The 13761-nt window shown below is 71.2% G+C and carries 11 protein-coding genes; 6 read left to right on the forward strand and 5 right to left on the reverse strand.

Translation table 11 applies throughout. The features are described 5' to 3' along the window. Positions 1 to 24: 24 nt before the first annotated feature. Complete coding sequence (locus tag A6A06_RS06975) at positions 25 to 1065, forward strand: COX15/CtaA family protein (protein WP_073760162.1); 1041 nt, start codon at positions 25 to 27, stop codon at positions 1063 to 1065. On the opposite strand, the gene A6A06_RS06980 is transcribed toward A6A06_RS06975, so the two are convergent. From A6A06_RS06980 to A6A06_RS06990, 3 genes are all read right to left on the reverse strand, one after another. Continuing rightward, positions 1029 to 2084: an amidohydrolase gene (locus A6A06_RS06980; RefSeq protein WP_073760165.1), complete on the reverse strand. Its 1056-nt coding sequence runs from the start codon at positions 2082 to 2084 to the stop codon at positions 1029 to 1031. The genes A6A06_RS06975 and A6A06_RS06980 overlap by 37 nt on opposite strands. 203 nt (positions 2085 to 2287) lie before the next feature. Next, positions 2288 to 2659 carry a hypothetical protein gene (locus A6A06_RS06985; RefSeq protein WP_073760167.1) on the reverse strand — a complete coding sequence of 124 codons (372 nt, stop codon included), beginning with the start codon at positions 2657 to 2659 and terminating at the stop codon, positions 2288 to 2290. 110 nt (positions 2660 to 2769) lie between these two features. Further along, a complete protein-coding gene (locus tag A6A06_RS06990) occupies positions 2770 to 3720 on the reverse strand; it encodes a heme o synthase (protein WP_073760169.1) in 951 nt (316 codons plus the stop codon). Between the two features lie 520 nt (positions 3721 to 4240). Between A6A06_RS06990 and tkt the strand changes: the two genes are divergently transcribed. Genes tkt through pgl form a run of 5 tightly spaced genes read left to right on the forward strand, consistent with a single transcriptional unit; the run spans position 4241 to position 10897 of the window. Beyond that, positions 4241 to 6319 carry a transketolase gene (gene tkt / locus A6A06_RS06995; RefSeq protein WP_073760170.1) on the forward strand — a complete coding sequence of 693 codons (2079 nt, stop codon included), beginning with the start codon at positions 4241 to 4243 and terminating at the stop codon, positions 6317 to 6319. A gap of 35 nt (positions 6320 to 6354) precedes the next feature. Then, positions 6355 to 7473, forward strand: a complete 1119-nt coding sequence (gene tal, locus A6A06_RS07000) for a transaldolase (RefSeq protein WP_073760171.1) — start codon at positions 6355 to 6357, stop codon at positions 7471 to 7473. A gap of 6 nt (positions 7474 to 7479) precedes the next feature. Next, positions 7480 to 9003: a glucose-6-phosphate dehydrogenase gene (gene zwf, locus A6A06_RS07005; RefSeq protein ID WP_073760172.1), complete on the forward strand. Its 1524-nt coding sequence runs from the start codon at positions 7480 to 7482 to the stop codon at positions 9001 to 9003. Next, on the forward strand, positions 9000 to 10118 hold the full coding sequence (gene opcA, locus A6A06_RS07010; RefSeq protein WP_073760173.1) for a glucose-6-phosphate dehydrogenase assembly protein OpcA: 1119 nt from the start codon (positions 9000 to 9002) through the stop codon (positions 10116 to 10118). The genes zwf and opcA overlap by 4 nt, the downstream gene beginning before the upstream one ends. Next, complete coding sequence (pgl, locus tag A6A06_RS07015; protein WP_073760174.1) at positions 10115 to 10897, forward strand: 6-phosphogluconolactonase; 783 nt, start codon at positions 10115 to 10117, stop codon at positions 10895 to 10897. The genes opcA and pgl overlap by 4 nt, the downstream gene beginning before the upstream one ends. Positions 10898 to 11764: 867 nt before the next feature. Here the strand turns inward: pgl and A6A06_RS07020 are convergent. Together A6A06_RS07020 and pgi are read right to left on the reverse strand one after the other, a co-directional pair. Further along, the gene (locus A6A06_RS07020; protein WP_073760175.1) at positions 11765 to 12025 is read right to left on the reverse strand and encodes a hypothetical protein; all 261 of its coding nucleotides are present in this window, start codon (positions 12023 to 12025) and stop codon (positions 11765 to 11767) included. Continuing rightward, entirely contained in the window at positions 12025 to 13677 is a 1653-nt protein-coding gene (pgi, locus tag A6A06_RS07025; RefSeq protein ID WP_073760257.1) for a glucose-6-phosphate isomerase, read from the reverse strand. The genes A6A06_RS07020 and pgi overlap by 1 nt, the downstream gene beginning before the upstream one ends. Between the last annotated feature and the right edge of the window lie 84 nt (positions 13678 to 13761).

The following is a 13761-nucleotide window of genomic DNA, read 5'->3' on the forward strand; positions in this document are numbered from 1 at the left end:
CAAGCCGCCGCCTACGATGGCTGCGTGCCGAACACGTGGAACCCCTTTGAGCTGATCGCGCGCCGCTGGCAGCCCAGCGCCGCCTTCGTACGGCGGGCCGCGCTGGCCACCGTCGTGATGTCCGTCGTCATCGTCGTGACGGGCGGCGCCGTCCGGCTCACCCAGTCCGGGCTGGGCTGCTCGACCTGGCCCAAGTGCACCCCGGACAGCCTGACGCCGACCGCCGCGATGGGCATCAACGGCCTCATCGAGTTCGGCAACCGCCTGCTGACGTACGTGCTGTGCGCGTTCATCGGCGTGTTCATCATCGCGGCCCGCGCCCGCGCGCCCCGGCGCCGCTCGCTCACCCGGCTCGGCTGGGCGATGTTCTGGATCGTCATGGGCAACGCGGTCTGGGGCGGCATCGTCGTCCTGACCGGCCTGAACCCGTACCTGGTCGCCGCGCACTTCCTCCTCACCACCGCCCTGCTCACGGTCTCCGTGCTGGCCTGGCGGCGGGCCGCGGAGGGCGACGAGGCGCCGCGGGACCTGGTCTCCCGGCCGGTGCGCCAGCTCGCCGGGCTGCTGGTCCTGGCGACCGGCGCCCTCACCGTCCTCGGTACGGTCGTCACCGGCGCCGGACCGCACGCGGGCGACGCCAAGGAGGTCCACCGCATCCCGGTGGACTGGCGCGAGATCACCCAGCTGCACGTCGACTTCGTCTACATCGTCGTCGGCCTGTCCGTGGCCCTGTGGTTCACGCTGCGCGCCGTCAAGGCTCCGGCCGCGCCGCGCCGCATGATGCTGGAGCTGTTCGGCTGCATCGCGCTCCAGGGCGTGATCGGTTACACCCAGTACTTCGCGGGCCTGCCGGAGATCGTCGTCGGCCTGCACATGCTGGTCTCGACGCTGGTGTGGATCTGCGTGCTGCGGATTCACCTGGCGCTGCGCGACCGGGGTCCCGTACCGGACGGTGAGCTCGGCTCCCCCACTGCCGACGGTGGGCCCGCGGCGGCAGCGAGCCCTGAGGTGCCCGCTCCCGCCGAGCCTCAGCCGGCCGCCGGCACCTCCGCCTCCAGCCGGTAGACGCGGCGCGCGGTCCCGGACGCGACCATGGCGGCGATCCGCCCCGCGTCCTCCCGCGCGCACATGCCCTCCTCCGCCCACTCCCGTACGACCCGTTCCACGGCCCGTACGAAGAAGCGCGCACCCGTCACGTACAGCTCGGGCAGCGCCCGCGCCCCCGTGGAGAACAGCAGCTTGCCGAACGGGGCCTGCACAAGCGTCTCCTCGGGGCGCGGCCCGGCGTCCGCGTAAACGTGCGGGTGGACCGCGGCCAGCTGCGCCGCCCTGCGGTGGTGCGGCGACTGCGGCAGCAGCACCAGGTCCGTACCGATACCGGCGGTCGCCGCAAGGAAGCCCTCCAGCGGCCGCGGATCGGGCCCGTGCAGCTGTACGGGTACGCCGGTGGCGACCGCGCTCCACAGCAGGTACCGCAGCAGCGACGGCTCGGCCAGCCGCTCCCCCGGCCTGCGGCCCCGCAGCCACCGGTCGGCAGCGCGCCGCACCTCACCTGCCTCGGGCGCCCGGCCCTCGCAGAAGGCGGCGCCGGAGGCGAAGGCGGTCGCGCCCTGGGCTGCCGCGTAGATCGCTTCGGCCGTGTAGCCGATGAAGGAGTCGACGCTGCCGGAGGTGTCCGCGATCTGTTCGGCGAGCGGTTCGAGCCGTATGACCTCGTGGGCACGGGCCCCGGCGGCGGCAGCCAGCTCACCGGCCGAGGTCAGGTCGCTGGGTGCGCCGGTCTCCAGCAGGAACGTGCCGATGCCGGCGCCGCGCAGCAGCAGGCGGCCGGCGTGGAAGGCGCCCAGCTCCCGTCGGCGGGCGAGGTAGCGGGCGGGCGGGCAGTGCGCCTCCAGGCCCAGGAGCGGCGGGCACCAGCGGCGTACGCCGAGGCCGGTCCAGCTGTCGAAGAAGGTGGTGCCGACGGGCGCCGGGCCGTGGCCGCCGGAGGCGGCGGCCAGGAGCGCCTCGAAGGCGCCCAGCCCGAGGTCCCCGTGGAGCGCGCCGTGGCTGTGCTGGTCCACGAGCGGTGGCAGGTGGTCCATCCGCCCCTCCTCGCCGAAGCCGACGACGCCCGTGGCGCCGAAAAAGCCGAAAAGCCGAAAAAGCCCACCCGGCGCGGCGTGGAGCCGCCCCTGATGGGCTCAACGGACGACGCGGTCGTCAGGTAGCGGTCCCGGCCGGGCCGCGACGCCGTTCGACGCGGTCCGCACGGGCGGAACCGGCGGTCCGGCGCCCGGCCGCGGGTTCAGGTGTTGGAGGGACCGCCCACCTGGATGCCCGCCATCCGCGACCACTCGTACGGACCGGTGCGCACCTTGGCCGCCAGTTCGCCGTCGAACGCGTCGTGCAGGGTGACGCCGGCCCGCCCGGCCGCGGCCCGCGCGATGTCCTGCGTACCGGCGACGAGGTTGCCCCACTCGCCGTCGGCGCCGACCAGCGCGATCCGGATGCTGCCGCGGGCGATGTGGGCGAGCTGGCCGTCGGCGCTGCCGCCGTGGGAGGCGGCGAAGGCCGCGATCTCCTTGGCCAGCCGAGCGGTCCGCCGCTCGGCCCGCTTGTCCGTCCGGCCCCCGTCGACCTGCTCGTCCGCCGCGTCCGCCTGCTGAGTGTCTGCCATGGACAGGATGCTACCCGCCGGTAATCAGCGGGGGAAGTGCCGGACGGAACGCCGAGGGCCCGCCACGAACGCGTCGTGGCGGGCCCTCGGGACACTCGGCGGAACGTGCCCTACCGCAGGAACGGGTCCACGGCGACGGCCACGAACAGCAGCGACACATAGGTGATCGACCAGTGGAAGAGCCGCATCTCCTTGAGCTTGGGCCCGGTGATCCCGGCCTTCGCGCGGGACTGGAGGGCGTGCGCCTCCTTCAGCCAGAAGGCGCCGCAGAGCACCGCCACCACCGTGTAGAACCAGCCGGTGTAGCCCAGCGGCTGGAGCAGCAGCGACACCAGGACCATCACCCAGCTGTACGCCACGATCTGGCGCGCCACGGCCTTGTTCCCCGCGACGACCGGCAGCATCGGCACGCCGACCCGCTCGTAGTCGTCCTTGGCCTTCATCGACAGCGGCCAGTAGTGCGGCGGCGTCCAGAAGAAGATGACGAGGAAGAGGATGGCCGAGGCCCAGGAGACGGTGTTGGTGACCGCGGACCAGCCGATGAAGACCGGCATGCAGCCCGCGATGCCGCCCCAGACGATGTTCTGCGCGGTACGCCGCTTGAGGATCATCGTGTAGACGATGACGTAGAACAGCAGGGCACCGAGCGACAGCGCCGCCGACAGCGGGTTGACCAGGAACCAGAACCAGGCCGTCGAACCGACCGCCAGTGCGGTCGCGAAGACCAGGCACTCGCGGGGCGAGACCATTCCGGTGACCAGCGGCCGCTGCGAGGTGCGGTCCATCAGGGCATCGATGTCGCGGTCGATGTACATGTTGTAGGCGGCGGCACCGCCCGCGGAGAGATAACCGCCGATACAGGTGGCCAGTACCAGCCACAGATCGGGGACGCCGCCGGCGGCCAGGAACATCACCGGGATCGTCGTCATCAGCAGCAGCTCGATGACGCGCGGCTTGGTCAGTGCCACGAAAGCCTTGACACGGGCCCCGAACGGACGGTGACCTGAACCCTGCGGGCCCTGGGCCAGGACACCCGCAGGACGGGATTCGACGGCCGTCACGCACACCCCTGGAAGTAACATCAGCGGCTTGCGCCGCGAAGATAAGGCCAGCAAGCATTCCCGGTTGTGAAAACCCGGTTAAGGCTTGCGCGTACCACGCCACTTTAGACGTTGGCCATACGACGGCCTTCGCGGGGGTGGGGTCGTGTTGAGGCGGCGCCGGGGCCGCCGGGGCCGTACCCCCCACCGGTTCCCGCGCGCGCCGCGCGGGGATTCCGGCCCGTCGCCCACGCGCCGCCGTCCGCTGCGCCCCGCGCGTCTTGGTGCACGCTTCGCCCGCCGTTCACGCCGTTCAGGAGGCGGATGCGGGCACCGCCCGGCAGTCTTGAGTGGTGGCCGTCTCGTCCGGGGCAGGAATGCCCGGAGTCCGGATTTGGTTGCCTAAGGCGTCGAGTTTCACCAGGACGAGCCGTCGACGCTCCGTCGAAAAGATGGCCGTAGATGCAGGGGTAGGCTCGACAACGCCCGGCGGACATACCGTCCCCGGCATTCGACATGTGGAGAGGAGCCCTGACTCAGGGTGAGCACCAAGCCGACCACCACAGATTTCGAGTGGACCGATCAGGACCAGCGGGCCGTCGACACCGTTCGCGTCCTGGCCATGGATTCCGTGCAGAAGGTCGGTAACGGCCATCCTGGTACCGCCATGAGCCTCGCGCCGGCCGCCTACGTTCTCTTCCAGAAGCTGATGCGGCACGACCCCGCCGACGCGAAGTGGACCGGCCGCGACCGGTTCGTGCTGTCCGCCGGCCACTCCAGCCTGACCCTCTACATCCAGCTCTACCTGGCCGGCTACGGCCTGGAGCTGGACGACCTGAAGTCCTTCCGCACCTGGGGCTCCAAGACCCCGGGCCACCCGGAGTACGGCCACACGGTCGGCGTGGAGACCACCACAGGACCGCTCGGCCAGGGCGTCGCCAACGGCGTGGGCATGGCCATGGCCGCCCGCTACGAGCGCGGCCTGTTCGACCCCGAGGCCGCCCCCGGCACCTCGCCGTTCGACCACACCGTCTGGGTCATCGCCGGTGACGGCTGCCTCCAGGAGGGTGTCTCCGGCGAGGCGTCCTCGCTCGCGGGCCACCAGAAGCTCGGCAACCTCGTACTGCTGTGGGACGACAACCACATCTCCATCGAGGGCGACACCGAGACCGCGGTCTCCGAGGACACCCTCAAGCGCTACGAGTCCTACGGCTGGCACGTCCAGCGCGTCGAGCAGCTGCCCAGCGGCGACCTCGACCCGGTGGGCCTGGCCGAGGCCCTGAAGGCGGCGCAGGCCGAGACCGAGCGCCCCTCCTTCATCGCGGCCCGCTCGATCATCGCCTGGCCCGCCCCGAACGCCCAGAACACCGAGGCCGCGCACGGCTCCGCGCTGGGCGACGAAGAGGTCGCGGCCACCAAGAAGGTGCTGGGCTTCGACCCGGAGAAGTCCTTCGAGGTCTCCGACGAGGTGCTCGCGCACACCCGCGCCGCCTGGGAGCGCGGCCGCCAGGAGCACGCGACGTGGGACAAGTCCTTCGCCGCCTGGCGCTCCGCCAACCCGGAGCGCGCCGCCCAGTTCGACCGCATCCAGGCGGGCGAGCTGCCGGACGGCTGGGAGAAGGCGCTGCCCGCCTTCGAGACCGGCAAGGGCGTCGCCACCCGCGCGGCCTCCGGCAAGGTCCTCCAGGCGCTGGGCGCGGTCGTGCCCGAGCTGTGGGGCGGCTCCGCCGACCTCGCCGGCTCGAACAACACCACGATCGACAAGAACTCGTCGTTCCTGCCCGAGGGCAACCCGCTGCCCGAGGCGAACCCGTACGGCCGCACGGTGCACTACGGCATCCGTGAGCACGCCATGGGCTCGACCATGAACGGCATCGCGCTGCACGGCAACACCCGCATCTACGGCGGCACCTTCCTGGTGTTCTCCGACTACATGCGCCCCGCCGTCCGGCTCGCCGCGCTCATGCAGCTGCCGGTGACGTACGTGTGGACGCACGACTCCATCGGTCTCGGCGAGGACGGCCCGACCCACCAGCCGGTCGAGCACCTGTCCGCGCTGCGCGCCATCCCGGGCCTGAACATCGTGCGCCCGGCCGACGCCAACGAGACCGCCACCGCCTGGTCCGAGATCCTGCGCCGCCACCAGAGCAAGCCCGCGCCGCACGGCCTCGCACTGACCCGCCAGGGCGTACCGACGTACGAGGCGAACCCGGCCGCGGCCAAGGGCGGCTACGTGCTGTTCGAGGCCGAGGGCGGCGAACCGCAGGTCATCCTGATCGGCACCGGCTCCGAGGTGCAGCTCGCCGTCGAGGCGCGCGAAGCGCTCCAGGCCGAGGGCATCCCGACGCGCGTCGTCTCGATGCCGTCGGTCGAGTGGTTCGAGGAGCAGGACCAGGGGTACCGCGACAGCGTGCTGCTGCCGACGGTCAAGGCCCGGGTCGCGGTCGAGGCCGGCATCGGTCTGACCTGGCACCGCTACGTGGGCACGCAGGGCCGCATCGTCTCGCTGGAGCACTTCGGTGCCTCGGCGGACGCCAAGGTCCTCTTCCACGAGTTCGGCTTCACCGCCGACGCGGTCGCCACGGCGGCCCGGGAATCCCTCGCAGCGGCCACGCGCTGACGCCCGTACACCACCCAGTAGGAGATGCAAACCCCATGACAGACGCACTCAAGCGCCTCTCCGACGAAGGCGTCGCGATCTGGCTGGACGACCTGTCCCGCAAGCGGATCACGTCCGGCAACCTGGCCGAGCTGATCGACCAGCAGCACGTCGTCGGTGTCACCACCAACCCGTCGATCTTCCAGAAGGCCATCTCGCAGGGCGACGGGTACGACACCCAGCTCACCGACCTCGCGGCCCGCAAGGTGACCGTCGAGGAAGCCATCCGGATGATCACCACGGCGGACGTCCGGGACGCGGCCGACATCCTGCGTCCGGTCTTCGACGCCACCGACGGCCAGGACGGCCGGGTCTCCATCGAGGTCGACCCGCGCCTGGCCCACAACACCCGCGCCACCGTCGCCGAGGCCAAGCAGCTGGCCTGGCTGGTGGACCGCCCCAACGCGCTGATCAAGATCCCGGCCACCAAGGCGGGTCTGCCGGCGATCACCGAGACGATCGCCCGCGGCATCAGCGTCAACGTCACGCTGATCTTCTCGCTGGAGCGCTACCGCGAGGTGATGGCCGCGTACCTGGAGGGTCTGGAGAAGGCCAAGGCCGCGGGCCTGGACCTGTCCAAGATCCACTCGGTGGCGTCCTTCTTCGTGTCCCGCGTGGACACCGAGACCGACAAGCGCCTGGACGCGATCGGCACCGACGAGGCCAAGGCCCTCAAGAGCAAGGCCGCCGTCGCCAACGCGCGCCTCGCCTACCAGGCGTACGAGGAGGTCTTCTCCTCGGACCGCTGGGCCGCGCTGGACAAGGCGCACGCCAACAAGCAGCGTCCGCTGTGGGCCTCGACCGGCGTGAAGGACCCGTCGCTCAAGGACACCATGTACGTCGAGGAACTGGTCGCGCCGAACACGGTCAACACCATGCCCGAGGCCACCCTGGAGGCCACCGCCGACCACGGCACGATCTCCGGTGACAAGGTGCGCGGCACCTACGAGCAGGCCCAGGCCGACCTCGACGCGCTGGAGAAGCTCGGCATTTCGTACGACGACGTCGTGCAGGTGCTGGAGGACGAGGGCGTCGAGAAGTTCGAGGCGTCCTGGAACGACCTGCTCAAGTCCACTGAGGCGGAGCTCAAGCGCCTCGCTCCTTCGGAGGGCTGACCCACCTTGTCCAGCAGCAATCCGCTGCGTGACACTGCAGACCGACGGCTCCCGCGTATCGCGGGGCCGTCGGGCCTGGTCATCTTCGGTGTCACGGGCGATTTGTCCCGTAAAAAGCTGATGCCTGCCGTCTACGACCTGGCCAACCGCGGGCTGCTGCCGCCGGGCTTCTCCCTCATCGGCTTCGCCCGCCGCGAATGGGAGCACCAGGACTTCGCACAGGAGGTGTACGAGGCCGTCAAGCAGCACTCCCGTACGCCGTTCCGCGAGGAGGTCTGGCAGCAGCTCGTCCAGGGCTGCCGGTTCGTCCAGGGAAACTTCGACGACGACGAGGCCTTCGAGACCCTCAAGGACACCATCGAGGAACTCGACAAGGCCCAGGGCACCGGCGGCAACTTCGCCTTCTACCTGTCCGTGCCCCCCAAGTTCTTCCCCAAGGTCGTCCAGCAGCTCAAGAAGCACGGACTGGCCGACCAGAGCCAGCACTCCTGGCGCCGCGCGGTCATCGAGAAGCCCTTCGGCCACGACCTGGAGAGCGCCCAGGAGCTCAACCGGATCGTCCACGAGGTCTTCCCGCCGGAAGAGGTCTTCCGGATCGACCACTACCTCGGCAAGGAGACGGTCCAGAACATCCTGGCGCTGCGCTTCGCCAACACCCTGTTCGAGCCGCTCTGGAACCGGTCCTACGTCGACCACATCCAGATCACCATGGCCGAGGACATCGGCATCGGCGGCCGCGCCGGCTACTACGACGGCATCGGCGCCGCCCGTGACGTCATCCAGAACCACCTGCTCCAGCTGCTCGCGCTGACCGCCATGGAGGAGCCCGCCTCCTTCGACGCGGACGCGCTCGTCGCCGAGAAGACCAAGGTGCTGGGCGCCGTACGGCTCCCCGCCGACCTGGGCAAGGAGACGGTGCGCGCCCAGTACGCGGCCGGCTGGCAGGGCGGCGAGAAGGTCGTCGGCTACCTGGAGGAAGAGGGCATCGACCCCAACTCCCGGACCGACACCTACGCGGCGATCAAGCTGGAGGTGGACAACCGCCGCTGGGCCGGCGTCCCCTTCTACCTGCGCACCGGCAAGCGCCTCGGCCGCCGCGTCACGGAGATCGCGGTCGTCTTCCAGCGCGCGCCGCACTCCCCCTTCGACCACACCGCCACCGAAGAGCTGGGGCACAACGCCCTGGTGATCCGCGTCCAGCCGGACGAGGGCGTCACCATGCGGTTCGGCTCGAAGGTGCCCGGCACCTCCATGGAGGTGCGGGACGTCTCGATGGACTTCGCGTACGGCGAGTCCTTCACCGAGTCCAGCCCGGAGGCGTACGAGCGCCTGATCCTGGACGTGCTGCTCGGCGACGCCAACCTCTTCCCGCGCGTCGAGGAGGTCGAGCAGTCCTGGCGGATTCTCGACCCGATCGAGGAGTACTGGGACCGGCACGGCAAGCCCGCGCAGTACCCGGCCGGGACCTGGGGACCGGACGAGGCGGACGAAATGCTCGCACGAGACGGACGGAGCTGGCGTCGGCCATGAAGATCGATCTGACGGAAACCACGGCCAGCAAGGTCAACAAGGCGCTGGTCCAGGGCCGTCGTACCATCGGCACCCCGGCCATCGGCATGGTGCTCACCCTCGTCATCGTCACCGACGAGGAGAACGCCTACGACGCCCTGAAGGCCGCCAACGAGGCGTCCCGCGAACACCCCTCGCGCACCCTCGTCGTCATCAAGCGCGTCAGCCGGTCGCCCCGCGACCGCGCCAAGGCACGCCTGGACGCCGAGGTCCGCGTGGGCGCGGACGCCGGTACCGGTGAGACGGTCGTACTGCGGCTCTACGGCGAGGCCATCAACCACGCCCAGTCCGTGGTGCTGCCGCTGCTGCTGCCGGACGCCCCGGTCGTCGTGTGGTGGCCGGTCAACGCCCCGCTGGACGCGGCGCGCGACCCGCTCGGCGCACTCGCCCAGCGGCGCGTCACCGACATGTACACCGCCGAGAACCCGATCCGGGAACTCGCCGAGCGCGCCGAGGCGTACTCGCCCGGCGACACGGACCTGTCCTGGACCCGCATCACCCCCTGGCGCTCGATGCTGGCGGCGGCGCTGGACCAGCTGCCGTGCAAGGTCGCCGAGGTCGAGGTCGAGGGCGAGGAGTTCAACCCCAGCGTCGAACTCCTCGGCATGTGGCTCGCGGACCGGCTGGGCGTACCCGTCCGGCGGCTCCTCTCGGCCGGCCCCGGCCTGACGGCCGTCCGGATGGAGACGGACTGCGGCCCGGTCGCGCTGGACCGCGCGGACGGCTCGCTGGCCACGCTCTCCATGCAGGGCCAGCCGGACCGCAACGTGGCGCTCAAGCGGCGCGAGACCTCCGAACTGCTGGCGGAGGAGCTGCGCCGGCTCGACCCGGACGACACGTACGCCTCCACGCTGAAGTACGGCGTCGACCGGCTCGGCGAACCGCAGCGGACGCAGACGCCGCTGGCGGCGAAGGCGGCCGAGTCGTCCGACGAGCCTGCCGCTGACGCGGCGGGAGCGACGGAGACGGCGGAGGCCACGTCCGACGAGTCCGCGGACAAGACCGAAGGCAAGGCCAAGGCCCCGGCCAAGAAGTCCGCCTCCAAGAAGGCGGCCTCCAAGGCGGCCTCCGAGTGAGCGCGCCGCAGGTCGTCGTCCACCGCGACAAGGAACTGATGGCCAAGGCCGCCGCGGCCCGGCTGATCACGAAGATCGTGGACGCCCAGGCCGCCCGCGGCTCCGCCTCCGTCGTCCTGACGGGCGGCCGCAACGGCAACGGGCTGCTCGCGGCCCTCGCCGAGGCGCCCGCCCGGGACGCGGTGGACTGGTCGCGCCTCGACCTGTGGTGGGGCGACGAGCGGTTCCTGCCGGACGGCGACCCGGAGCGCAACTACACGCAGGCCCGTGCGGCCCTGCTGGACAGCGTTCCGGTGGACCCCGCCCGGGTGCACGCGATGGCTCCGTCCAACGGCCCGTACGGCAGCGACGCGGACGCCGCGGCGGAAGCGTACGCGGTCGAACTGGCCGCCGCGGCGGGCCCCGAGGACCACGGCCCCGTCCCGTCCTTCGACGTCCTCCTCCTGGGCGTCGGCCCGGACACCCACGTCGCGTCGCTCTTCCCCGAGCTGCCCGCCGTACGGGAGACGGAACGCCCGGTCGTCGCCGTACACGGCGCGCCCAAGCCCCCGCCCACCCGCATCTCGCTGACCCTGCCCGCGATCCGCGCGGCACGGGAGGTCTGGCTGCTCGCGGCGGGCGAGGACAAGGCGAAGGCCGCGGCGATGGCGCTCTCCGGCGCCGGAGAGGTCCAGGCCCCGGCCGCGGGCGCGCACGGCCGCAGCCGCACGCTGTGGCTCCTGGACGAGGCGGCAGCTTCACAGTTGCCGCGCGGACTGTACCCGCCGGCTTCGGCCTGAGGTCAACGTACGACGGCCCCGTTCCCTCGTGGGAGCGGGGCCGTCGTCATGCTGTCCGGCGGGTTTCGCCGCCCGGTATCAGGCCGGGCGCCGTGGCCGACTCGTTCCCGGCGGCGGGTGGCGCACCCCCGTACCCGGGCACGGGAACGGCCCTACGGACTTCGTCCTACGGTCCGCCCCCTCCCGCCGTACGGCGACGTTCTACCGGTGGGGGCAGGTGTCCCCCCACCCCCGTACGTGTCAGCCGAACACGTACGGGAGGGTCCGGAACCGTAGGACGAAGTCCGTAGGGGCCGGGCCCGCACCACTGCCGTGCTGCCCGCAGTCCAACGGAGTTTCGGAGCCCGACGGCGGGCCGGACTCCGTGGCCGACTGGCTCCCACGCGCCGGGCGACGCCCGCCAGGGACCGGACACGGGAACGGTCCTCCAGACTCCGTCCTACGGCCCGCCCCCTCCCGCCGTACGGCGACGTTCTACCGGTGGGGGCAGGCGCCCCCCACCCCCGTACGCGTCAGCCTGACACGTACGGGAGGGTCCGGAACCGTAGGACGAAGTCCGTAGGGGCCGGTCCCGCACTACTCTCGGCCTGCCCGCAGTCCGACGGAGTTTCGGCGCCCGACGGCGGGCCGGACTCCGTGGCCGACTGGCTCCCACGTGCCGGGCGGCGCCCGCCAAGGACCGGGCACGGGAACGGTCCTCCGGACTCCGTCCTGCGGCCCGCCCCCTCCCGCCGTACGGCGACGTTCTACCGGTGGGGGCAGGCGTCCCCCCACCCCCGTACGTGTCAGCCGAACACGTACGGGAGGGTCCGGAACCGTAGGACGAAGTCCGTAGGGGCCGGGCCCGTTCCAGCCGTGCTCAGCCGGTCACGGCCGTCGTTCCTGTTCCTGGCGCACCATCGCGTTGGCGAGGTGGGCGGGGTCCTGGAGGTCGCCCACCGCTACGCCCACGACCTCCGTGTCGTGGGTGTCGTAGGCGCCCAGGACGTGCTCCTTGTCGCCCTGGACAACCTCCAGGTGACGGGTCGCCACCTCGCGCTGTTCGGTCTCCGGGCGGGCCTGGAGCCACGCCCGGTTCTCCGGGGTCAGCAGGTCCAGGAACGCCGGCACCACCTCGTCCGCCGCCATCAGCGGCCCCGCATCGCGCGGTACGTGGCGACCAGGGACCGCGTCGAGGCGTCCAGGCCCTCGACCTCCGAGCCCGCGGTGAGCGCGGGCTCGACCCGCTTCGCGAGGACCTTGCCGAGTTCGACGCCCCACTGGTCGAAGGAGTCGATGTTCCAGATGGCGCCCTGGACGAACACCTTGTGCTCGTAGAGCGCGATCAGCTGGCCCAGCACGGACGGCGTCAGTTCCTCGGCGAGGATCGTGGTGGTGGGGCGGTTGCCCTGGAAGGTCTTGTGCGGGACCAGTTCCTCGGCCACGCCCTCGGCGCGGACCTCGTCGGGGGTCTTGCCGAAGGCCAGCGCCTGGCCCTGGGCGAAGAGGTTGGCCATCAGGAGGTCGTGCTGGGCCACCAGGCCGGAGTGGAGATCCTCGACGGGCTTGGCGAAGCCGATGAGGTCGGCGGGGATGAGCTTCGTGCCCTGGTGGAGGAGCTGGTAGTAGGCGTGCTGGCCGTTGGTGCCGGGGGTGCCCCACACGACGGGCCCGGTCTGCCAGCGCACCGGGTTGCCCTCGCGGTCCACGGACTTGCCGTTGGACTCCATGTCGAGCTGCTGGAGGTACGCGGTGAACTTGGAGAGGTAGTGGCTGTACGGCAGGACCGCGTGCGACTGCGCGTCCCAGAAGTTGCCGTACCAGACGCCGAGCAGGCCGAGCAGGAGCGGGACGTTCTCCTCGGCGGGCGCGCAGCGGAAGTGCTCGTCGACGAGGTGGAAGCCGGCCAGCATCTCGCGGAACCGCTCCGCCCCGATCGCGATCATGAGCGAGAGGCCGATCGCGGAGTCGTAGGAGTAGCGGCCGCCGACCCAGTCCCAGAACTCGAACATGTTGTCGGTGTCGATGCCGAAGTCCGCGACCTTCTCGGCGTTGGTCGACAGGGCGACGAAATGCTTGGCCACCGCGTCCTCGCCAGCCCGCAGGCCGGTGAGCAGCCAGTTGCGGGCGGAGGTGGCGTTGGTGATCGTCTCGATGGTGGTGAAGGTCTTCGAGGCGACGATGAAGAGCGTCTCCGCGGGGTCGAGGTCGCGGACGGCCTCGTGCAGGTCGGCGCCGTCCACGTTGGAGACGAAGCGGAACTGCATGTCGCGGTGGGAGTAGGCGCGCAGCGCCTCGTACGCCATGGCCGGGCCCAGGTCCGAGCCGCCGATGCCGATGTTGACGACCGTCTTGATGCGCTTGCCGGTGTGGCCCTTCCACTCGCCCGAACGCACCCGGTCGGTGAAGATCTGCATCTTGCGCAGTACGGCGTGCACGGCGGGCGCGACGTTCTCGCCGTCGACGGTGATCGTGGCGGACTCGGGGGCGCGCAGCGCGGTGTGCAGCACGGCCCGGTTCTCGGTGACGTTGATCTTGTCGCCGCGGAACATCGCGTCCCGCAGGGCGGCGACACCCCGGGCCTCGGCGAGCTCGCGCAGCAGGCGCAGCGTCTCGTCGGTGACCAGGTGCTTGGAGTAGTCCAGGTGCAGGTCGCCGACCTTGAGGGTGTAGCGTCCGGCGCGGTCCGGATCCTGGTCGAACAGCTCGCGCAGGTGCACCTCCCCCAACTGCTCCCGGTGCTTGTTCAGCGCGGTCCACTCAGGCGTCTGGTCGAGCCTGTTGCGGCCTTCTGCGTTCATCTCGGACATCAGCCTTCTTCTTCTCGTACCGGCCCCGCCGTCTCCCAACCTAATTGATCAGGGCGCGGGATGAGGTGTCCCCCC

Origin of the sequence: Streptomyces sp. CB02923, from assembly GCF_001905005.1 — a bacterium.
Lineage (GTDB): Bacteria > Actinomycetota > Actinomycetes > Streptomycetales > Streptomycetaceae > Streptomyces.

Excerpts from the sequence above, each read along its gene's own strand:
- pgi (WP_073760257.1), bottom strand. The coding sequence starts at position 13,677 with ATGAACGCAGAAGGCCGCAACAGGCTCGACCAGACGCCTGAGTGGACC.
- A6A06_RS06985 (WP_073760167.1), bottom strand. The coding sequence starts at position 2,659 with ATGGCAGACACTCAGCAGGCGGACGCGGCGGACGAGCAGGTCGACGGG.
- A6A06_RS07020 (WP_073760175.1), bottom strand. The coding sequence starts at position 12,025 with ATGGCGGCGGACGAGGTGGTGCCGGCGTTCCTGGACCTGCTGACCCCG.
- opcA (WP_073760173.1), top strand. The coding sequence starts at position 9,000 with ATGAAGATCGATCTGACGGAAACCACGGCCAGCAAGGTCAACAAGGCG.
- A6A06_RS06980 (WP_073760165.1), bottom strand. The coding sequence starts at position 2,084 with ATGGACCACCTGCCACCGCTCGTGGACCAGCACAGCCACGGCGCGCTC.
- tal (WP_073760171.1), top strand. The coding sequence starts at position 6,355 with ATGACAGACGCACTCAAGCGCCTCTCCGACGAAGGCGTCGCGATCTGG.